The sequence below is a fragment of the Streptomyces sp. NEAU-sy36 genome (assembly GCF_013423905.1).
In the GTDB taxonomy this organism is placed as follows: domain Bacteria; phylum Actinomycetota; class Actinomycetes; order Streptomycetales; family Streptomycetaceae; genus Streptomyces; species Streptomyces misionensis.
In genome coordinates this window covers 4,907,586-4,927,746 of the sequence record NZ_CP058977.1, presented here as the reverse complement: position 1 = coordinate 4,927,746, position 20,161 = coordinate 4,907,586, and the positions used below count along the sequence as shown (strand labels likewise).

The window sequence follows — 20,161 nt, the reverse complement described above, 5'->3', positions numbered from 1 at the left end:
GCCGCATAAGGCCCCCGTCGCAGATCAAGGTCTGAATACTCGTTCAATTCATGGTACGGAGGGTACGGGGGCGAGGCAACGAAAGTCCGACGACGGACCGTCAGGAAGGCGTGCGGCCGAGGGCGCGCAGGCAGAAGTCGCGGATCTCCGCGACCAGTTGCTCGTCCGGCACCTCCGCCTTCTGCGAGACCTCCGGCGAGAGCCTGCCGACCAGCGCCTCGGAGATGGCGCCGATGGCGGCACTGGCCGCGATCGCCGCGTTCTGCCGGGCGAACAGCCCGGCCGCGACACCGTCCCGGATGACGCCTTCGCACAGCTGGGCGTACTCCCGCCGGTACACCAGGCGCTCCCGCTCCACCACCGGCGAGACCGGTTCGAAGAGCAGGGACCACGCCAGCCGCCGCCCGCGCAGGGCACGCCGTGTGAAGGTGTCGGCGAACGCCTTGAGACGGGCCTCGGGATCCGCGGGCGCGGCGTCCACCGCACCGCGCACGGCGGCCAGTTCCCGCCCCGCGGCACGCCGGAAGACCTGCGCGAGCAGCTCGTCCCTGCTGCCGAAGTACGAGTAGAGCGAGCCCGCGCTCACGCCGCACGCCTCAGCCACCGCGGCCACCTTCGCCCCGGCGAAACCCTTGCGGGCCACCAGCGCGTGCGCGGCGTGCACGAAAGCCTCCTCCTTCGTCCGGGCGTGCCGCTTCGTACGTTCCGTGCGCCGATACACCATGGCGGGAGCTGGGCCTTCCGTGTTGTTGCCGGGAGCAACAGTGAACCAGGAACCACCCGGGGGGCGCGGTGCGGCCCGGTGGCGGACGGCACCCGCGACTGCGGCAGCGGCCCGTCGGGCCGGGCGGGGACCTCCCGCGCCGCCGCTCCGTCTCCTACGCTCGTGCGTCGGACACGCCCTGGATCCGCTCCACGGCGCCTGCGGCCCGAAAGGAACACATCCGTGCGCACGTACGACAACCCCGTGATCGGCGGGTTCCATCCGGATCCCAGCGTGTGCCGGGTCGGTGACGACTACTACCTGGTGTGCTCCAGCTTCGAGTACTTCCCGGGACTGCCGCTCTTCCACAGCAAGGACCTCGTGCACTGGGAGCAGATCGGCAACGTGCTCGACCGGCCCGGCCAACTGCCGCTGCCCCTCCCGGGTTCCAAGGCGTCCGGCGGCCTCTACGCCCCCACGATCCGTCACCACGACGGCCGTTACTGGGTCGTCTGCACCAATATCGACGGCGGCGGCAACTTCGTCGTCTCCGCCGAGCGGCCCGAGGGGCCGTGGAGCGACCCGGTGTGGATCGACCTGCCCGGGATCGATCCGGATCTGGCGTGGGAGGAGGACGGCACCTGCTGGTGCGCCTTCTCCGGGCCCGGAGGCGGCATCCACCTGGCCAGGATCGACCCGGTCGGGGGAGCGGTGCTGGAGGGGCCCGTCGCCACGTGGTCGGGCAGCGGCCTCAAGTTCCCCGAGGCGCCGCACCTCTACCGCATCGGCGACTGGTGGTACCTGCTGATAGCGGAAGGCGGCACCGAGCGCGGCCACAGCGTGTCCATCGCCCGCGGCCGCTCACCGCGCGGCCCCTGGGAAGGCGCACCCGCCAACCCCCTGCTGTCCCACAGCGGCACCGCCCGCTCCATCCAGAACACCGGCCACGCCGACCTGGTGCAGGCCCCGGACGGGAGTTGGTGGATGCTGCTGCTCGGCGTCCGGCCCCGCGGCTTCACGCCCGACGTGCACGTGCTCGGCCGCGAGACGTACCTCACCCCCGTGGAGTGGGGCGAGGACGGCTGGCCCGTCGTCGCCCCCGTTCCGGAGCGCCATCGCGCCCCGGGGGGCGCCTGGCACCCCGTGCCGGCCCCGCCCGCCCGCGACGACTTCGACGGGCCGGCTCTCGCCCCGCACTGGATCTCGCCGTTCTGCCGCCCCGAGGGCTCCTGGTCGCTCACCGAACGCCCCGGGCGGCTGGTCCTCAGGGCCACCGGCGCCACCCTCGACCGCCCCGGGTACACCTTCGTCGGGCGCCGCCAGCAGCACCACGACTGCCACGTCACCGCCGTCGTCGATCCGGGCACCGGACGCGGCGGTCTCGGCGTGCGCCTGGACGAGGCCCACCACTACGAACTGGAGGCCGGCGACGGTGAGGTCCGCGTCGTCGCCCGGATCGGTCCGCTGCGCCAGACCGTGGCCGCCCGACCGGTCCCGTCCGGGCCGCTGACCCTCACCCTCTCGATCCGTACGTCGCGCCTGGTGCCCGCCTCGCCGGAACTCACCGACGGCGGGACGACCGGCCCCGACACCATCGCCTTCCGGCTCGGCGGACAGGACGCCCGGCCGCTCGCGGAGCTGGACGGACGCTACCTGTCCACCGAGGTCGCCGGCGGCTTCACCGGCCGCGTCATCGGCATGTACGCGACCGAGGGCGCCGTCGCCTTCGACTGGTTCGAGTACGTACCGGACCCGGCACCCTCCGCGTGACGTTCGGCGTCCTGCCGTGCGCGGCGGGCCCGGCGAGACTCCACCGGGCCCGCCGGCCGGGTCAGCGTTGCAGGGTGAGGAGCCCCGGCCGCCACGGCAGCTGGTCGTAACTCCCGCTTGCCGAGGGCGACTTGCCCTGGTAGAGGAACCGCAGGTTGCAGGGGTCGACGGTCATGGTCTGGTCGGGGTTGTCCCGGACCAGGTCACCGTGGCTGATGTCGTTCGTCCAGGTGGCACCGCTGTTGGCCTTGCCCGCGAACGGGTTGCTCTCGCTGCCGGCCTGCGGGGTCCACGAACCGCCGAGGCTGGAGGACGTGAACGAGCGGAAGTAGCGCCCGTTCGCGCCGATCGCCTCGACGATCATGAGGTACTGGTCCTGGCCCTGCACCTTGTAGACCTGCGGCGCTTCGAACAGGTTGTTCGTCGAGTCGCTCATGACCGTGGTGTACGACGAGCCGAAGTTGCCCGGGAAGTTCCCGATCGGCATGCTCGCCCGGTAGATCTTGCCGTTGTCACCGGCGAAGAACAGGTACATGTTCTGGCCGTCGCCGATCAGGGTCTGGTCGATCGGGCCGGTGCCGGAGCCGGAGATGCTGCCGGTGAACAGCGGTTGCGGAGAGGACCAGCCATTGGGGTTGGTGGGGTCGCTCGACGTCCGGTACATGAAGGGCGACGGGCCCCACTGGTACGCCAGCACCCAGATGTTCTTGGGAGCGAAGTAGAACAGCGTGGGCGCCACCGCGGCCTGGCTCATTCCGGTCTGCGCGGCCGATGCCATGCCCGACCAGTCGCCGAAGGGGCTGAACGCCATCGAACCGTACGACGATCCCGACACGTTCGACGCGTAGACCAGGTGCTTGCCGTTGTACACGACGTCGGTGAAGTCCTTCAGGGCCACCCACCCGTTCGCCGGCTGCGCCAGGGTGCCCGTGGACGACCACCGGTACGTCGAGGGAAGGGAGCACGTGCCGCCCGTCGGCGGGGCCGACGATCCGGACGGGCCGGTCCACTTCTGGTTGCTGCCGCCGTTGCACGTCCAGATCTCGACCGCCGTGCCGTTGGCCGTACCGGAGCCGGTGACGTCCAGGCACAGTCCGGACTCCACGCCGACGATCGTGCCGTCGGAGTTCACCCGCCACTGCTGGTTCGCACCGCCGGAACAGGACCAGATCTGCACCCGGGTGCCGGCCGTGGTGGCGTGGCCCGGAACGTCGAGGCACTTGTCGCCGTACACGGTCAGCTGGTTGCCGTCGGTCAGGGTCCACTGCTGGTTCGCCTGCCCCTGGCAGTCGTAGATCTGCAGATAAGTGCCGTTGTCCTGGGAGGCGTTCGGCACATCGAGACACCTGCCGGAACCGACACCGCGCACGGCGCCGGTGGTGGCCGCCTGAGCCGGGACGGCGACGAGCACGGCCGCCAGCAGGGCGAGGGCGGCGACCGCGGTGGCGAGCACCGCGGACCGGTGCCTGTGGTGCGGTAGTCCTCTGCGCATGGGACCTCCTGGTCCTTGAACGAGCGGTTCCGTCCGGCCTCCTCGGAGGCGCCTGATTGATGCGTTCATGACATAGAAGGAGCCGGTGCGTCGGGCAACTGGATGATAGGGAACCGGTGGGTGGCGTCAATACCTCTCGCATGATTCGAGAGTCGCGGCAAAACATTCGCCGCCCTTTGCGGCTCGACATGACGACGCTTCGGCGTGAAACCGACCTCCACTCAGGCAGCCTCCCGGATATCGCGGAGGCGCTCGTGGGGTATCGAAATGTTTCGAGGCCCTGTCTCGGGAGAGCGGCCGTAAGTTTCGGGAATCTTTCGAAAACAAGTCATTGACTGTCGCTCGGCGTCAAGCCCATACTCTCGTGCAATCGCAACCCCCCGTAACGGAACCGACTTCGTACGGTCACACCCATACACCCCGTACGTTCACATGAGCGTGCCCGGCGCCGGAGGCCGGGCCGCCTGTCGCCGCGGCCGACCGCCGTCTGAACCCGGACCGGCGGGGCGTACGAGACCCACTTCGAACCTCAGCAGACCGTCATGTTGCGCGAACTACTTGCACTCGTGTGTCTATGACGCCAGATCAGGGAGCTTTCAGGATGTCGAGGAAGACACGCGGCGCGACGGCTGTCGCGATCGGCTTGGGTGTCGTGCTCGCGGCCACCGGCTGCGCCGGCGGCGGCGACACCGGCGACGGCGGTGCCTCGTCCAACGGCAAGGTCACGCTCACCCTCTGGGAGAACGCGCAGCCCGGCCCGGGCGAGGAGTACTGGAAGGCCGCCGTGAAGGAGTACCACCGGCTGCACCCGAACGTGACGGTCAGGATCCAGGCGGTCCAGAACGAGGACTTCGACGGCAAGCTGCAGACCGCGCTCAACTCGAACTCCGCGCCGGACATCTTCCTGCAGCGCGGTGGCGGCAAGATGCAGGCGATGGTCGACGCCGGCCAGATCCAGCCGCTGAACCTCACCGCCGGCGACAAGGCGAACGCGGGCGAGGCATCCGTCGCGGGCTATTCGATCGACGGCAAGGTCTACGCGATGCCGGTCGACACGCAGCCCGAGGGCATCTACTACAGCAAGGACCTGTTCAAGAAGGCCGGCATCACCGCGCCGCCGACGACCATGGACGAGCTGGCGGCCGATGTCGCGAAGCTGAAGGCGGCCGGCGTCGCACCGATCGCGGTCGGGGCCAAGGACGCCTGGCCGGCCGCGCACTGGTACTACAACCTCGCCCTGCGCGAGTGCGGCCAGGACACCATGACGAAGGCCGGCAAGGAACTGAAGTTCACCGATCCGTGCTGGACCAAGGCCGGCGACGATCTGGCCTCCTTCCTGAAGACCGACCCCTTCCAGAAGGGCTTCCTGACCACCTCGTCCCAGCAGGGCGCCGGGTCGTCGGCGGGCATGGTCGCCAACCACAAGGCGGCCATGGAGCTCATGGGCAACTGGCAGCCCGGCGTGTACTCCACGCTGACCCCGAACAAGAAGCAGCTCCCCGACCTGGGCTGGTTCCCCTTCCCCAAGGTGAACGGCGGGCAGGGTGACCCGAGCGCCATCATGGGCGGCCTCGACGGGTTCTCCCTGTCCAAGAACGCACCGAAGGAAGCCTTCGGCTTCCTCGAGTTCCTGGTGACCAAGGACCAGCAACAGGCCTACGCCAAGGCGTTCTTCACGATCCCGGTGAACAAGGACGCCCAGAAGGTCGTCACCGAGCCCTACAACGTCTCGGCGCTGGATGCCTTCAACAAGGCCCCCTACTCGATGATGTTCCTGGACACCATGTACGGCCAGAACGTCGGCAACGCCATGAACACCGCCGTAGTGAACCTGATGGCCGGCAAGGGCAGTGCCGCCGACATCGCCAGGGACACCGACGCCGCTGCCGCGAAGGGCTGAGGAAACCGACGATGCGCAACACCCTGGGTGCTGACGCGGCCTTGGGCCGCCGGTCGCAGGGCACGCCCGGAGGCGGGGACGCGGCCGGGCCCGCCTCCCCGCCCTCGCCGCGAGCGGCCACGCGCCGCCGCGGCCGTGCCCGGGCGCGACTGGAGATCGCGGTCCTGTCCGGTCCGGCGATCATCATGTTCCTGACGTTCGTGATCTTTCCGGTGGTGCTGGCGGCGTTCTACGGCTTCTACCGGTGGAAAGGCTACGGGGCGCCGACCGACTGGGTCGGTCTCGGCAACTACAAACTGATCCTCACCGACCCCGCGTTCCGGCAAGTCGTATGGCACACCTTCCTCATCCTGGTGCTCTCCCTGGTCATCCAGGGCCCGCTGGCCATCTTCCTGGCGCTCCTGCTCAACCGGAAGATCCGCGGCCGTTCGGTCATCCGCGTCATGGTCTTCGTGCCCTACGTCGTCTCCGAGGTCGTCGTCGGCACCGGCTGGAGTCTGATGCTCCAGACGAACGGCGCCATCAACGACCTCCTGCAGCACATCGGGCTGGGCTCCCTGCGGGCCGACTGGCTCTCCGACCCCAAGCTGGCCATCTGGACGCTGATGGGCATCATCTCGTGGAAGTACATCGGCTTCGCGGTGATCCTCATGCTCGCGGGCCTGCAGTCGATCCCCGACGAACTCTCCGAGGCCGCCCAGATCGACGGCGCCTCCTACTGGCAGATCCAGCGCCGCATCACCCTGCCGCTGCTGGGGCCGACGGTCCGCATCTGGGCCTTCCTGTCGATCATCGGATCGCTGCAGCTGTTCGACCTCGTCTACATCATCTGGGGCCCGTACATCTCCGCCACCGCCGGCACCTCCACCATGGCGATCTACATGGTCGCCCAGGGCCGCAACGCGGGCAACTACGGCTACGGCAGCGCCATCGCGGTCGTGATGTTCCTCATCTCGCTCGTCGTCGCACTGGTCTACCAGCGCTTCGTCCTGCGCCGGGACCTCCAGGGCGCCGTCACCGAAGGAGCCGCCTGATGAGCGCGACCACCGCCGACTGGCTGACCTCCGGCACGGACCCGAAGACGCCCGGCGGCCGGCGCGCCAGGCGCGACAGGCCGCAGAAGTGGGGGAGCCCCTTCACCTACTTCGTCGCCCTGCTCTTCATCGGGGTCTGCGTCGCACCGGTGCTCTACATCGTGCTCGGCGGGTTCCGCACCAACTCGCACCTCACCACCCACCCGGCCGCCCTGCCGGACCCCTGGGTCCTCGGCAACTACGAAGACGTGCTGACGTCGAGGAGGTTCTGGGGCGAATTCGCCAACTCCGTCATCGTCGCGCTCGTGAGCACCGTCGGCATCGTCGCCTTCGGGCTGATGGTGAGCTTCGTGATCGCGCGTTACGACTTCAAGCTCAAGGGCGCGATGTACTCCCTGTTCGCCGCCGGCCTGATGTTCCCGATGGTCATCGCGATCACTCCGCTGTACATCATCGTCAAGAACATCGGCCTCGTGGACAACCTGTTCGGCGTCATCGTCCCGCAGATCGCGTTCGGCCTGCCGACGACCGTCATCATCCTGGTGCCGTTCCTCAAAGCCATTCCGAAGGAGATCGAGGAGGCCGCCGCGATCGACGGCACGAGCCGACTCGGATTCTTCTACCGCATGGTGATCCCGCTGTCGCTGCCCGGCGTGGTGACGGTCGGCATCCTCGCCTTCATCGGCAGCTGGAACAACTACGTTCTGCCCCTGTACGTCCTCAACTCGGACGCGAACTACACCCTGCCGCTCGGCGTCCAGGCGTTCTCCTCGCAGTACTCCTCGGACACCGCGAAGGTCCTCGCGTTCACCTCGCTCGCCATGCTGCCCGCGCTGGTCTTCTTCTCCGTCTTCGAGAAGCGGATCGTCGGCGGCCTCACCGGTGCCGTGAAGGGCTGAACCGCCCCCGGGAGCCGCACCGGACCGTCTCACGCCTGCCCCCGCCGGCCCCGGCAGGGGCAGGCCGCCGACCGACGGCGGCACCCATCGACCGGCACTCCCGCACGACCCCAGCGAAAGGACCCCGCGTTGCCCCGCGCCCACATCGAGCTCGACCGGCAGGCCGTCGTCGCCCCCGTCGGACGCCGCACCTTCGGCGCGTTCGTCGAACACCTCGGCCGCTGCGTGTACACCGGTCTCTACGAGCCGGACCACCCGACCGCGAACGACGAGGGGTTCCGCATGGACGTCGTCGAACTGGTCAGGGAGCTCGGCACCACGACCGTCCGCTACCCGGGGGGCAACTTCGTCTCCGGTTTCCGCTGGGAGGACTCGATCGGGCCGCGCGAGAAGCGACCGGTGCGCCGCGACCTGTCCTGGCACTCGCTGGAGTCGAACCAGGTCGGTCTCGACGAGTTTGCCAGGTGGCTCAAGCTCACCGGTTCCGAGCTGATGCTGAGCGTCAACGTCGCCACGCGCGGCATCCTGCCGGCTCTGGACCTCCTGGAGTACGCCAACCACCCGTCCGGCACGGCGCTGTCCGACCTGCGCATCGCCAACGGCACGCCGGACCCGCACGACGTGCGCATGTGGTGCCTCGGCAACGAGATGGACGGGCCGTGGCAGACCGGTTTCATGACGGCGGACGACTACGGCAAGATCGCCGCCCGCACCGCGGCCGCGATGAAGATGGCCGACAAGGACCTCGAACTCGTCGTCTGCGGCTCCTCCGGGTCCGGCATGCCGACGTTCGGCGACTGGGAGCGCACGGTCCTCGAACACGCCTACGACCATGTCGACTACGTCTCCTGCCACGCGTACTACCAGGAGCACGACGGCGACCTCGGCTCCTTCCTCGCCTCCGCGATCGACATGGACTACTTCATCGACACCGTCGTCGCGACCGCCGACCACGTGGGGTACAAGAAACGCTCGAACAAGAAGATCAACATCTCCTTCGACGAGTGGAACGTCTGGTACCTCAAGGAACACCAGGAGTCGGGGGAGGTCAACGACGAGTGGCGGCACGCCCCTCGGCAACTGGAGGACAAGTACACGGTGGCCGATGCCGTCGTCGTCGGCAATCTGCTGATGACGCTCCTCAGGCGCAGCGACCGCGTCACCTCGGCATCGCTCGCGCAACTCGTCAACGTGATCGCGCCGATCATGACCGAACCCGGCGGTCCGGCCTGGCGGCAGACGACCTTCCACCCGTTCTCGATCACGAGCCGGCTCGCCTCGGGGGAGGTGATCCGCCCCGTGATCGAGGCGCCGACGTACGCGACGGCGCGCCACGGCGAGGCATCCGTCATCGACGCCGTCGCGACCGCCGACGAGGACCGGGCCGCGGTGTTCCTCGTCAACCGCGACCTGAGGGAGGCCGCACAGGTGACGATCGACGTGCGCGGCCTCGGTTCGTCGCGTGTCGCGGAGGCGGTCACGCTCGCCGACTCCGACGTCTACGCGAAGAACACGCTCGCCGAGCAGAACCGGGTGACCCCGTCCGCGAACCCGAGCGCGACACTCGCCGACGGCGTGCTGACCATCGAGCTGCCACCGGTCTCGTGGACCGCGATCGCCCTGCGCTGAGCGACGACACCTGACCGGACGGGGTGGTGGTCTCCACCCGCCCGGGCACCCGGCGAACTCCCGGCGTCCCTCAAGGACCCTCGGCCCGGGCCCGACGACGCGCGAGATGGACGATGACGTCGGCGGTGATCCCGACTGACTCGGGCAGCACCTCCGTGATCGCGTCGTACACCTGCTGCCGCCTCGCAGGGGGCAGTTGGAGGTACGCCGAGACGGTCGACAGGTAGCCGACGAAGTCAGGAGCGCTCATCGTCAGGCGCCGCCTGACGACGGCCTGCCGAACGTCGACGAAGAACGGAGACCGTTGCAGCTCGGTGCCCGGCCACTGCATCTCCTCGTCCGGAGCCGTTCCGTCGGGAGAGGGAAACTCGTCGCTTTCCAGAAACGGCGCCCGTGCCGCGCGCACAGACTCCTCGACCGCCGGGTCGGCCAGTCGCACCGGGCCGCCGAACGAGGCGAACACACCCCCGGGTTCCAGGAGCGCGGCCACTCTTGACCACCGATCCTCCGGGCGCGTCCAATGCAGCGCCGCCGCCGCGTAGACCAGTCCGTGCGTTTCAGCCGACCTTAGGTCCTCCAACGCGGCCCGCACGGTCGTCACATTCGCCGGCACCGCCTTGTTCAGTTCGGCGAGCATCGCGGGATCGGGCTCCGTCGCCGTGACTGCGAACCCACGGCCGGCGAACAAGCGGGTTGCCTTTCCCGTCCCCGCACCGATCTCCAGGGCCGTCCGAACGGGCCGGCCCGCGTACGTCATCACCAAGTCGAGGAGTTCTTCGGGATACCCCGGGCGGAACCTTTCATAGGCCTCCGCGATTGCGCCGAAGCCCAGTGCGCGAGCAGACATGCCTGGCATCCTGGCACGGGTTCACGGTCGTTGAAGAGAGTCGAAGAAAACGCTGACGACTGCACGGGAGACCACGGTCCCGGCAGCACCCGCCATGCCCTGCCCGACCTACGGCGGCCGCGTACACCCGTCTCGGCAGCGGCCACCTGTTCCGGCGGTCTTCCCTCAGCGAAGAGACGACGAGGAGGCGAGAGCATGGACACCGTGGTGGCCATCAGCCTGATCCGCATGGCCGCCGCGGACTCGGCCATGGAACCCTGGCAGCGCCCCGCGGACGCTTACCTGGTCCGGCTGGGCCTGGACGCCCTGCTGGCCGGGGTCGAGGCTCCCTCGCTTCCCCTGCTGGCCGGCCTCGCGCGTGGCGAGTACCCCCAGGCCCGCGAGCTGTTCGGCCTCGTGCTGGACGAGTTGGGGCTGCTGCCGCTCGCCGCGGAAGACCTTGCCGAGGCGCGATGGACCGCAGCCCGGTGGTGGGCCGGCCGGATCGTGGCGTGCCAACTCGACCCCCTGCACGGAGCGAAGCTGATCCACGACGAGGCCGCGGCCGACCTCGGCTGCCCCGACGCGCTGCAACCCATCGTCGATCTGGCGAGAGCACTCGACCCGCCGGACAAGCAACCTCCGGACCAGCAGCACCTTCGCGACCGGATCACCTCCGCGGCGCGAGACTTTCTCGCCACGGAAACACACTGAATCAAGGCCCAGACGCGAAGCGAACCGGGAGCGTGGAAGCGTGGCCGACTCACTCCCCTGTGGAGCAATCCCCGGCCGCGCCCCGGCGCACATTGCGGCCTCTGTCAGTGGATCCCCGTAGACGGCCCGCTCGTGGCCGAGGTCCGGATTTCTGGTCCACTCCCCGCGAGCCGTGCTGTCGGAGGTGGCTTGTACGCTGCACTCATTCGACGATCGGACGATCACGGGTACGGGCGTCCGGGGGCGGGAGCGTGGGGGATTCGATGAGTGACGCACGTCCGACAGGAAGCCGCAGACCGGGCCTCTCGGTCGGTGCGCGCATCATCGCCGTGGTCGTCCTCACCGCGATCGGGGCCTTCGTCGCCTGGCTTCAGCACGACGCTCCCGGCCGGAGCGCGCAACCGCGTACGGAGTTCACCGCGGACAACCCGCCCGCCGGCCTGCCGACCGCGCTCACCACCGGCCAGCACCTCCACTGGTCCCGCTGCACCTCGCCGCCCACCGCGCGTACGGGCTACGACTGCGCCACCATGAAGGCCCCTCTCGACTACCGGAAACCGGACAGCGGAACGATCGACGTCGCCCTGATCCGCCGAAAGGCGACCGGCCCGAACGCCCGGCGCATCGGCTCCCTCGTCCTGAACTTCGGCGGCCCCGGCGTGTCCGGCGTGATCGGACTGCCCGAATTCCTCGACCAGTACAAGCCGCTCCTCGACCGCTACGACCTGGTCTCCTTCGACCCGCGCGGCGTTGGCGCGACCATCCCCGTGCGCTGCGGGAAGACCGCGGACGACACCGGATACGAGGGGGCCGACGCGTGCGCCGAGCACTCCGGGGCGCTCCTGCCGTACGTCGGCACTTCGTACACCGCTCGCGACCTCGACCTGATGCGCTACCTCCTCGGCGACAACCGGCTGCACTACTTCGGCGTCTCGTACGGGACGGCGCTCGGCGCGGTCTACGCCCACCTGTACCCGTCGCACGTCGGACGGCTCGTCCTCGAAGCGTCCGTCGATCCGACCGAGGACCTCGATGAGAAGCAGGTGACACAGGTCAAGGCGGTCCAGGCGGAGTTCGACCAGTTCGCTGCGTACTGCGCGGCCCGTATCCGCCACTGCCCGACTGGCGACGGGCCCGAGGAGGCCGCGCGACGCATGGCGGCCCTGGCCGACCGCCTGGAGAAGAAGCCCGCCCCGGCCGGCGGCGGCAGGAACCTGGACGCCGACGACCTCGCGTACGCCGTCAGCGACCATCTCGACCTCGGCACAGACGGCTGGTCACCGCTCGCCAAGGCCCTCACCGCGCTGATCGACCACAACGACGGCCGTCCGCTGAGCAAGGGTGCGGACGACGTCGGCTCCGCCGAGCGCGCGGCGCCCCCACGGGACAACAGCCGCGCCGCCCAGACCGCGATCACCTGCGCGGACTCCAGCCTGCGTCCCGGCCCCGAACGCCTCGACCGGGACGAGGCCCGGGTCAGAGCCGCCTCGCCTGTCTTCGGCGCGGCCTGGTCCACCGGCGTCTACCTCTGTTACGACTGGCCGTTCGACGGCGAGCGCATCACGCCCCAGGTGAACGCCGAGGGCGCGGCTCCCATCCTGGTGGTCGGCGGCACCGGCGACCCGACCACCCCATACTCCGGCGCCCGCCACATGGCCGGTGCGCTGGGCGAGGGCGTTGGCGTGCTCCTGACGGCCGAGGAGGACGGACACGGCACCTACCCGCAGAACCGCTGCGTCATGGAGACGGTCGACCGATACCTCCGCACGGGTCGCACCCCGGCCCCGGGGACGGTGTGCCGGGGGAGCATGTCCTGAGGCCCGCCCGCGTCCGCGGGGCGTGTCCGCGTTGACCAGTCGCATGTCTCCTCCCCGGCCAGAGGTCCGAACCGCCGGGCGGCAGCCGGGGACCGTCGCTGTCAGTGGGCGGTCCAGCCTCCGTCGACCGGAAGTACGGCGCCCGTGAGGTAGGAGGCCGCTGGGCCGGCCAACAGGACTGCCGCGCCGACCAGTTCCTCAGGGTCGGCCCAGCGCCCCATGGGTACTTGGTGACCGAGGAAGTCCCGTACTCGCGGATCGTCGTCGATGCCGTCGTTCAGTGGTGTGCGAAAGGGACCCGGAGCCAGTGCGTTGACACAGATGCCGGTGCCGGCGAGTTCGGCACCGAGGCTGCGGGTGAGTTGGACGACCGCGCCCTTGCTGGCCGCATAGCCTGCCCGACCTGCGGCACCGACGAGCCCGAGAGCACTGGCCAAGGTGACGACACGGCCGTACCCGGCACTGCGCATCACCGGCACGACAGCCTGGCAGGCGAGGAATGTTCCGACGACGTTGACATCCAGGCAGCGGCGCAATGTGGCGGCGTCGAGCGCCCCGAGCTCGCCTCGGGCCTGGATCCCGGCGCTGGTCACCAGCACGTCCAGGCGGCCGTACTCGGTGACGATGTCGTCGACGAGGTGGTGAACCTCGTCCTCCTCGGTCACGTCGCACGTAAGGCCCAGGACGGCGGTGCCGGTCCGGGCAGCGATCTCGGCCGCAGCTTGACAGCACACCTCCGGCCGCCTGCCGGCCACCACCGTCGTGCACCCGGCGGACGCCAGGCCCAGCGCGATGGCCCGGCCGAGCCCGGACGAGCCCCCGGTGACCAGAGCCACCCGCCCGGACAGATCCGTCCCCGGGCCGACGGGCCCCTTCGTCACGGGCCGACCGGGAGCAGAAGCCCACCCGTGAGCCGGACAAGTTCTCCAGCGGTGGTGGGGAAGACCGTACGGGGAGTTCCGGCGGCGGCCCAGACCCGGGCGTAGTCGGCGAGTGCGGCATCGACCACGGTGGGAAGTGCACGGGGGTGGCCGACGGGGGCCACCCCTCCGATCGCCTGACCGGTGGCCTGGCGCACCTGCTCGGGAGTGGCGCGCCGGAGCTTGCCCCGCCCCCACCGGGCGGCGAGCGCGGTGGTGTCGACCTTGTGCCGACCGCTGGTCAGGACCAGAACGGCTTCGTCATCGGAGGTGAAGACGAGGCTGTTGGCGATCGCACCCACGTCGCACCCCAGGGCCGAGGCGGCCTCGGCGGCCGTACGCGTCGATTCCGCCAGCTCACGTACCTGACCCGCGACGCCGGCCGCGGCGAGGGCGCGGGCCACCTGCATGCTGCGAGCGGGCAGGGACGCGTTTTCCTGAGGCCCCATGGGACTCCTTCCTACGAGGTCGCATCCGTCACGTGTTCCATATACGGAACGTTCCGTATGTGGAACGATAGAACCCACACGGCATCGGAGCAACTGGTCTCGGCAACAAGGAGGGGCTCACCATGGACGTCGCCACTCGCGTCGGAAGGCGCCTGAGGGAACTGCGCGAAGCGCAGGCGATGTCACTGTCCGAGCTGGCCCGCAGGTCCAAGATCGGCAAAGGGACGCTCTCCGAACTGGAGAGCGGCCGGCGCAATCCCACTCTGGAGACGCTCTACGCTCTGACGACGGCCCTCAAAGTGCCGCTCAGCACAGCGCTGCACAACCTCGCGATCCCCGCCGAGGTCTCCGGTCATGCCGTGGACGCCGTCCTCACCGAGCGATTCGAGACCGCCGCGGCGGTCACGGAAACCTACCGAGCGCGCATCCGCGCCGGAACGACGCAGGAATCCGCCGCCCACGCCCCCGGCACAACGGAGCACATCATCGTCCTCGCCGGCACCGCGCGCGTCGGCGACATCTCCGCTCCAGCCCTGATCGGCCCCGGCGGGCACGGCAGTTGGGCCGCCGACGTTCCGCACCTGTACCAAGCACCGTCCGCAGACGTCGAGGCCCTGCTGATCGTGCGCTACCTCCAGTGAAACCTCATCCGGGCCAACACCGGGCCGACAGCGGTCAGCGCCTGCTGTCGCCGGGTACCCCCGCCCCCCCGGCACACGGCTGGCCGATTCGGATCGGCCTGTTTTGCCTCTCTGGCGGTGCTGCGCGAGGCTCGGTGAGTGCGGTCTTCGGGCAGCATCCACCAAACGGCATCCGGTGAGCGGGTGGGTGAGACTCGAAACCTCGCACAAGACGGGGCCGAGACGGTCGGGTGGGAGGACGCGGAGCAGTACCTCGCCGCCGAGGGAGACCAGATCGTCGGGGCGGACCCGGGTGGTCTCGCGGATCCGCTCACCGCCGACGTCGGTGCCGTTGGCCGAGCCCAGGTCGGTGACGCTCACCCCGCCGTCGGGCGCCACCTCAAGGCCGGCGTGCTGTCGGGACACCCCCGTGGCCACGACCTGCACGTCCGCCTCGGCTCCGCGCCCCACGACCGTAGTGCCCGCCCCGAGCGGAACACTGCGCCCGGCCTCCAGCCCGCCGACCACGCGCAGCACGGCCACCGGACGGCGCGGCCCGGCGGCGTTCCAGCCGCCCCGGCCCACCTGCGATCCCTGAACGAGCCCCGACTCGTTCAGCACCGTCTCCGGCGGCGCCGTCCGCCCGTCGACGCTCAGCCCGCCGGCGGGCAGGCCGAGGGCGCCCGCGAGATCGGCCAGAGTGGCATCGGGGCGGCCGACGCGCACTTCCAGCTCACACTCGGATGTGCCATCGGCGTAGACGATTCGCACCGCGCCGCGCCTCCATGCCGTCCCGCTCCGCGTGCCGCTGACGTGTCGAGCGTGGCGTACGGCGGCGCAGGTGGCATTGACCTGGCGCGCAAGGTGGTTGACCGACAGCGTGGAACTACGCGCCGAGGCGAGGGGAGCGGGCTGCGCCCGCAACGCCCCTCCCGGGCATGCGCGCACCAGGCGGGGCTGGTCGATGTCCTGTGGCTGGGCTGGTGCCGTTCATTTGGTCCCCACAACTGCCCGAGCGGCCGGCCTGCGACGACTGGGCCCGAAGGCCAATCGGCTCCGAGGGCAGCATCAGCCGACAACGCAAGGGCGGTTGACGAGACCCCGGGCATCATGGTGATCGCCGGGGTCTCCGTCGCTTCCGCCGCATGGTTGGAGCCATGAACCGCCGAAGGCCACCGCGCGACCCCTGAAACCTGGCGCGGGCGGCGTGTTGGCGCAGAAGCGCCGCCGAGCCGTCGTTGTCCTCGACCCAGGTCTGGTCGGCCGGCGTCTGTATGTGCACCGGGCCTCGCACGGCCTGCGGATGGCCGACGGGTAGGGCGACGACCATGTCGTCCCGGCGATCACGCGGCGAGCCACCTGAAGTGAACGAAGCCACCAGGTGAAAGGCGGGGTCAGTGACGCTTCGGCACCTCGGAACGGGCCCCTCGGATCGGGGAGCGGCCGGATCAAGCCTCCAACAAGGGGGCGGCGGCAAGCCTCCGGTCGGCTCGTCCAAGGTCGTCGGCCGCAGGGAGTCGGAGGTTCACCGCGACCGGGGGTGCCGGCCGCCGCGGGGTGCCGGCATGCTCGCGCGGCCCTGTCGGGGGCGCGCGGGTGACGGCCGAGTTCGCCAAATGCGCCCCCGATGCGCCAGGTTGGCCGAAATCACGCTCTGGCTGGAACCTATGGCTCCGCTGTTCGACAGCTACGAGTGGTGCGGCTTGGGCGTGAGGGGCGCTGTGGTGCATCGGGGAAGTGTTGGAGATGTGCCTGACCTGCGCCGAAGGCGTGTCGAAAATGTGTGCGGGCGCTACTCGGCGCGGTGTGCGAGGGGTGTTGGCCGACACGCCATCGCGGTGGTCGGCGTGCGGCTCGCGGCGTTGGGCAGAGGGGGTGGCGGGATGCCGCCGCTTCGGTCGGGGCTTGCGAGGGGTTATTTTCGCCGAGCCGGTTTGTGGCTGGGGCGCCGGGGCACACGCGGGGGCGACGAGTCGGCCGCGCTTCCGTGTGCGTGCGGAGGCTCGTCGAAATGGCTCCATGGTGACGCAAAAAGATCGTCAGAGTACTCTCCGTTAAACTTCATGGGGTTGCTTACATGTGACTCGCCGTGAAGACTGTGGCTGAGATCCATCGAAACGAAGGTGTGAAGGCTGAGCATCATGCCGATTGTGGGGCGGCATGCCCCGCGGTTGCGTATTCTCACACCGCGTTCCGAACAGCCGGGGCCTTCGGTCCCGTTGTCCGTATACGAGCCGGGAGGTCCCGCGCCATCGCCGCGCGGGAGGTCTCATCAAGGGGGATGGGCTATGTCGGGTTGGTGCGCCGTGCGGCCGGACTCGCCGCGGGGCCGTGGGCGTCCGCGCAGCCGCCGCGTACTGCCCCGCATGGGTTGACGCTCATCGGTCCATCCCGGCAGCGGACCGCCCCGCCGCTCCACAGCACATGCGAACAACCCGTCCTCAGTACGCCTCGCGGGCTACGCGCGTCCGAACGGTCGCGCAGCGCTGCCCGGATCTTCCGGGCTAGCCCGTGCCGGTTCCCGCCACCCCCGTGTGTGTGACTCCTCTGTGCCCGCACGCGCTAGCAAGGAGACAAGGTGATCAGCAGCCAACCGACGGACGGTCGGCTCCTCTTGGAGGAGTTACCCGACCGCTGGCAGGGTTTGCACGAGGCCGGTCCGGTACGGCACGACGAGGCGCAGGGCGTCTGGCAGGTCCTCGACCACGAGAACGTCGCCGCCGTGCTCGCCGACCCGGCGACGTACTCCTCGGACCTCTCCGCTCTCAGTCCCACCCAGCCCGACTTCGAGACCTTCACCCAGGGCAACTTCGTCGGCATGGACCCGCCGGAGCACCGCAAGCTCCGCACCCTGGTCAGCCAGGCGTTCACCCCCCGGGTGGTACGGGGGCTCGAACCCCGCATCGAGGCCATCTGCGGTCGGCTGCTGGACGGGGTCGCCGACCGAGACCGGTTCGACCTGGTCGACGCGCTGGCCTACCCGCTGCCGATCATCGTGATCGCCGAACTGCTCGGCATCCCCGCCGAGGAGCACCGGCTGTTCCAGGAGTGGGCGAGCGTCCTGTTCGGCGGCGACCAGCTCGGCGAAGCGCCGGACATGGCCGCTCTGGAACGGGCGCTGGAAGCCATCGCTCCCACCGTGCGCGAGATGAACAGCTACATGCTGGACTACATACGCGCCCGCCGTGCCGCCCCCGGCGACGACCTGACCAGCGGACTCATCGCCGCCGAGGTGGACGGCGTGCGCCTGCGCGACCAGGAGATGGTCGGCTTCGTGGCGCTGCTGCTGGTCGCCGGGCACATCACCACCACCGCGCTGCTCGGCAACGCCGTCGTCACCTTCGACCGGCACCCCGAGGCCGACGCGGCGCTGCGCGCCGACCCGGCGCACATTCCCACCGCCGTCGAGGAGGTGCTGCGCTGGCTGCCCCCCTTCCCCGAACTGGGCCGCCGGGTGACCAGGCCCGTCGTCCTCGGCGGTCACGAGATCCCGGCCGACACCCTCCTGACGGCACATCTGGGCGCCGCCAACCGGGACCCCGCCCGCTTCGAGGCGCCCGGCGTCTTCGACGTGACCCGCTCGCCCAATCCCCATCTGACCTTCGGTCACGGCATCCACTTCTGCTTCGGCGCGCCACTGGCCCGGCTGGAGGCGCGGATCGCTCTGCGTATGCTGCATGAACGATTCCGCACCCTGGTGATCCCGTCCTACGAGGACATCACCCACCAGAACCCCGCCGTGATCGTCGGCGTACGGCAGCTGCCCGTCGAGGTCGGCAGAGCGTAGGCCCGGCACACGAAGCGCCCGGCCGGCCCGCACCGCTCGCGCCCGGTCGGACCCGAACACCCGCACATGAGACCCACCCAACGGGAGTCCCCTTCTCATGCCGCACATCATCCCCGCAGCTCCGTCCGCGTCCCGGACCCCCTCGCTGTTACACCGGGAACTGCTCGAACGGCTCGACGCGCTCGCCCGCACCCACCGGGTGCCCGGCGCCCAACTGGTCCTCGACACCGGCACGGACGTCATCGCCGTGCACACCGGCACGGCCGACGTCTCCACAGGCGCCCCCGTCACACCGGAGACGGCGGTTCCGCTGGGCTCGCTCACCAAACCCTTCACCGCGGCCCTCGTCATGCTCCTGGCCGACGACGGTGACGTGGACCTGGACGAACCCGCCGCCGGGCACCTCCCCGAGCTGGCCTCCGTCCCCGAGGTGACCGTTCGCCAACTCCTCAGCCACACAGGCGGATTACCCACCGGACCGGACTCCGACACCGCCGCGGCGACGACCGCCGCCCGCTACCTCGCCTCGGTGTGCACCGCCCAGGACCTGATCTTCCCGCCGGGCACCGACTTCTCCTACTCCAACGCCGGTTACGTCGCCGCCGGACGGCTGGTGGAGACCGTCACCGGCATGCCGTGGGCCGAGGCGGTCCAGGCGCTGCTGCTCGAACCGCTCGGTGTCGTACCGGCGTTCATCGGGGACGCCTCGCCCGCCCGTCCCCTGGCGGCGGGACACGCGGTCAACACCGCCACCGGACAGGCGCTGGCGACCCGGCAGAACCTGGCGCCGCTGGAGGCGCCGGCCGGCGCGCTGCTCGCGAGCGCCGCGGACCTGGCCGCGTTCGGCAACGCGCTGACCGGCCGCTCCGACCTGCTGCCGCCCGCCGTCGCCAAGGACATGCGCCGCCCCGAGCCCGCCGCCCGGCCCGGCACCCTGGCCGACGGTTGGAGCCCCGGACTCGCCGTCTACCAGCAGGACCACCGCACCTGGTACGGCCACGACGGCAACGCCCAGGGCACGTCCTGCCATCTGCGCACCGACCCGGAGAGCGGCGTGGTGGTCGCCTTCACGGGCAACGCCGGCGGCGCGACCTCGCTGTGGCGCGACCTCACCGGGGAACTCGCCCGGCTGACCGGCATCCGGGTGCCCGCCGGAGGACGCCCCGTGGCCGGGGGGCGCCGCGCCGCCCTGCCCGACTGCGTGGGCACGTACCGCAACGGCGGTACGACCTACCGCGTCACCGCCGGTCCGGACGGCGAGCCGGCCCTGTCCGTGGACGGCGACCTGGCGCTCCCGCTGGTCTGCTACGCCGACCTGTCGTGCGACCTGCGCGATCCGGCCACCGGGATCCTGGAACCCGGCGGCCGGTTCCACCGCGATCCGGTCACCGGGAGGATCGACCGAATACAGATATCCGGCCGCACGGCGCGCCGCACCGACGACGGCTGAGCGCGCCGGGACCACCGGCACCGGCTCGGCCGCTCGGGCGCCCGGCCCCCGCTCGGGCCCCGGTCACGGGCACGGTCCGGGCCCCGTTCCGGGTGCCGATGTCCGATGCGGATCCGGCTCCGGTTCCGGTCGGGGTGCGACGGATGTCCGC

General features: G+C 70.3%; 15 protein-coding genes and 1 pseudogene. 10 read left to right on the top strand and 6 right to left on the bottom strand.

The genetic code is table 11. From position 1 onward, the window contains the following. Nucleotides 1–100 precede the first annotated feature (100 nt). Nucleotides 101–664 carry a TetR/AcrR family transcriptional regulator gene (locus HZZ00_RS22245; protein ID WP_219013917.1) on the bottom strand — a complete coding sequence of 188 codons (564 nt, stop codon included), beginning with the start codon at nt 662–664 and terminating at the stop codon, nt 101–103. 282 nt (nt 665–946) lie between these two features. On the opposite strand from HZZ00_RS22245, the gene HZZ00_RS22240 reads away from it, so the two are divergent. Beyond that, entirely contained in the window at nt 947–2,473 is a 1,527-nt protein-coding gene (locus HZZ00_RS22240) for a glycoside hydrolase family 43 protein (RefSeq protein WP_180328090.1), read from the top strand. A 61-nt stretch (nt 2,474–2,534) separates the two neighbouring features. On the opposite strand, the gene HZZ00_RS22235 is transcribed toward HZZ00_RS22240, so the two are convergent. After that, the gene (locus tag HZZ00_RS22235) at nt 2,535–3,965 is read right to left on the bottom strand and encodes a non-reducing end alpha-L-arabinofuranosidase family hydrolase (RefSeq protein WP_180328089.1); all 1,431 of its coding nucleotides are present in this window, start codon (nt 3,963–3,965) and stop codon (nt 2,535–2,537) included. 601 nt (nt 3,966–4,566) lie between these two features. Between HZZ00_RS22235 and HZZ00_RS22230 the strand changes: the two genes are divergently transcribed. The 4 genes from HZZ00_RS22230 (at nt 4,567) to HZZ00_RS22215 (ending at nt 9,427) form a co-directional block, all read left to right on the top strand. Further along, the gene (locus HZZ00_RS22230; RefSeq protein ID WP_180328088.1) at nt 4,567–5,865 is read left to right on the top strand and encodes an extracellular solute-binding protein; all 1,299 of its coding nucleotides are present in this window, start codon (nt 4,567–4,569) and stop codon (nt 5,863–5,865) included. A gap of 11 nt (nt 5,866–5,876) precedes the next feature. Next, nucleotides 5,877–6,899, top strand: a complete 1,023-nt coding sequence (locus HZZ00_RS22225; protein WP_180328087.1) for a carbohydrate ABC transporter permease — start codon at nt 5,877–5,879, stop codon at nt 6,897–6,899. After that, nucleotides 6,899–7,798 (top strand): carbohydrate ABC transporter permease, encoded by a 900-nt coding sequence (locus HZZ00_RS22220; protein WP_180328086.1) that lies wholly within the window; start codon nt 6,899–6,901, stop codon nt 7,796–7,798. The genes HZZ00_RS22225 and HZZ00_RS22220 overlap by 1 nt, the downstream gene beginning before the upstream one ends. 129 nt (nt 7,799–7,927) lie before the next feature. Next, on the top strand, nt 7,928–9,427 hold the full coding sequence (locus HZZ00_RS22215) for an alpha-N-arabinofuranosidase (protein WP_180328085.1): 1,500 nt from the start codon (nt 7,928–7,930) through the stop codon (nt 9,425–9,427). Nucleotides 9,428–9,497: 70 nt separating this feature from the next. Here HZZ00_RS22215 and HZZ00_RS22210 read toward each other — a convergent pair whose 3' ends face one another. After that, a complete protein-coding gene (locus HZZ00_RS22210) occupies nt 9,498–10,274 on the bottom strand; it encodes a trans-aconitate 2-methyltransferase (protein WP_180328084.1) in 777 nt (258 codons plus the stop codon). Nucleotides 10,275–10,469: 195 nt separating this feature from the next. Here HZZ00_RS22210 and HZZ00_RS22205 point away from each other — a divergent pair, with 195 nt between their 5' ends. Beyond that, on the top strand, nt 10,470–10,967 hold the full coding sequence (locus HZZ00_RS22205) for a hypothetical protein (protein WP_180328083.1): 498 nt from the start codon (nt 10,470–10,472) through the stop codon (nt 10,965–10,967). Nucleotides 10,968–11,230: 263 nt separating this feature from the next. Then, on the top strand, nt 11,231–12,784 hold the full coding sequence (locus HZZ00_RS22200) for an alpha/beta hydrolase (RefSeq protein ID WP_180328082.1): 1,554 nt from the start codon (nt 11,231–11,233) through the stop codon (nt 12,782–12,784). 101 nt (nt 12,785–12,885) lie between these two features. On the opposite strand, the gene HZZ00_RS22195 is transcribed toward HZZ00_RS22200, so the two are convergent. Both HZZ00_RS22195 and HZZ00_RS22190 read right to left on the bottom strand, forming a co-directional pair. Next, on the bottom strand, nt 12,886–13,620 hold the full coding sequence (locus HZZ00_RS22195) for an SDR family NAD(P)-dependent oxidoreductase (RefSeq protein ID WP_219013915.1): 735 nt from the start codon (nt 13,618–13,620) through the stop codon (nt 12,886–12,888). A 41-nt stretch (nt 13,621–13,661) separates the two neighbouring features. After that, nucleotides 13,662–14,153, bottom strand: coding sequence for a YbaK/EbsC family protein (locus tag HZZ00_RS22190; protein ID WP_180328080.1), 492 nt, complete (start codon nt 14,151–14,153; stop codon nt 13,662–13,664). Between the two features lie 122 nt (nt 14,154–14,275). Here HZZ00_RS22190 and HZZ00_RS22185 point away from each other — a divergent pair, with 122 nt between their 5' ends. Further along, on the top strand, nt 14,276–14,794 hold the full coding sequence (locus HZZ00_RS22185; RefSeq protein WP_180328079.1) for a helix-turn-helix domain-containing protein: 519 nt from the start codon (nt 14,276–14,278) through the stop codon (nt 14,792–14,794). A 315-nt stretch (nt 14,795–15,109) separates the two neighbouring features. Here the strand turns inward: HZZ00_RS22185 and HZZ00_RS38725 are convergent. Further along, nucleotides 15,110–15,244 (bottom strand): annotated as a pseudogene (locus HZZ00_RS38725) (FHA domain-containing protein); the annotation flags it as partial. 2,107 nt (nt 15,245–17,351) lie between these two features. On the opposite strand from HZZ00_RS38725, the gene HZZ00_RS22175 reads away from it, so the two are divergent. After that, on the top strand, nt 17,352–18,560 hold the full coding sequence (locus HZZ00_RS22175) for a cytochrome P450 (RefSeq protein ID WP_180328078.1): 1,209 nt from the start codon (nt 17,352–17,354) through the stop codon (nt 18,558–18,560). A 97-nt stretch (nt 18,561–18,657) separates the two neighbouring features. Further along, a complete protein-coding gene (locus tag HZZ00_RS22170) occupies nt 18,658–20,010 on the top strand; it encodes a serine hydrolase (RefSeq protein ID WP_180328077.1) in 1,353 nt (450 codons plus the stop codon). The last annotated feature ends 151 nt before the right edge of the window (nt 20,011–20,161 follow it).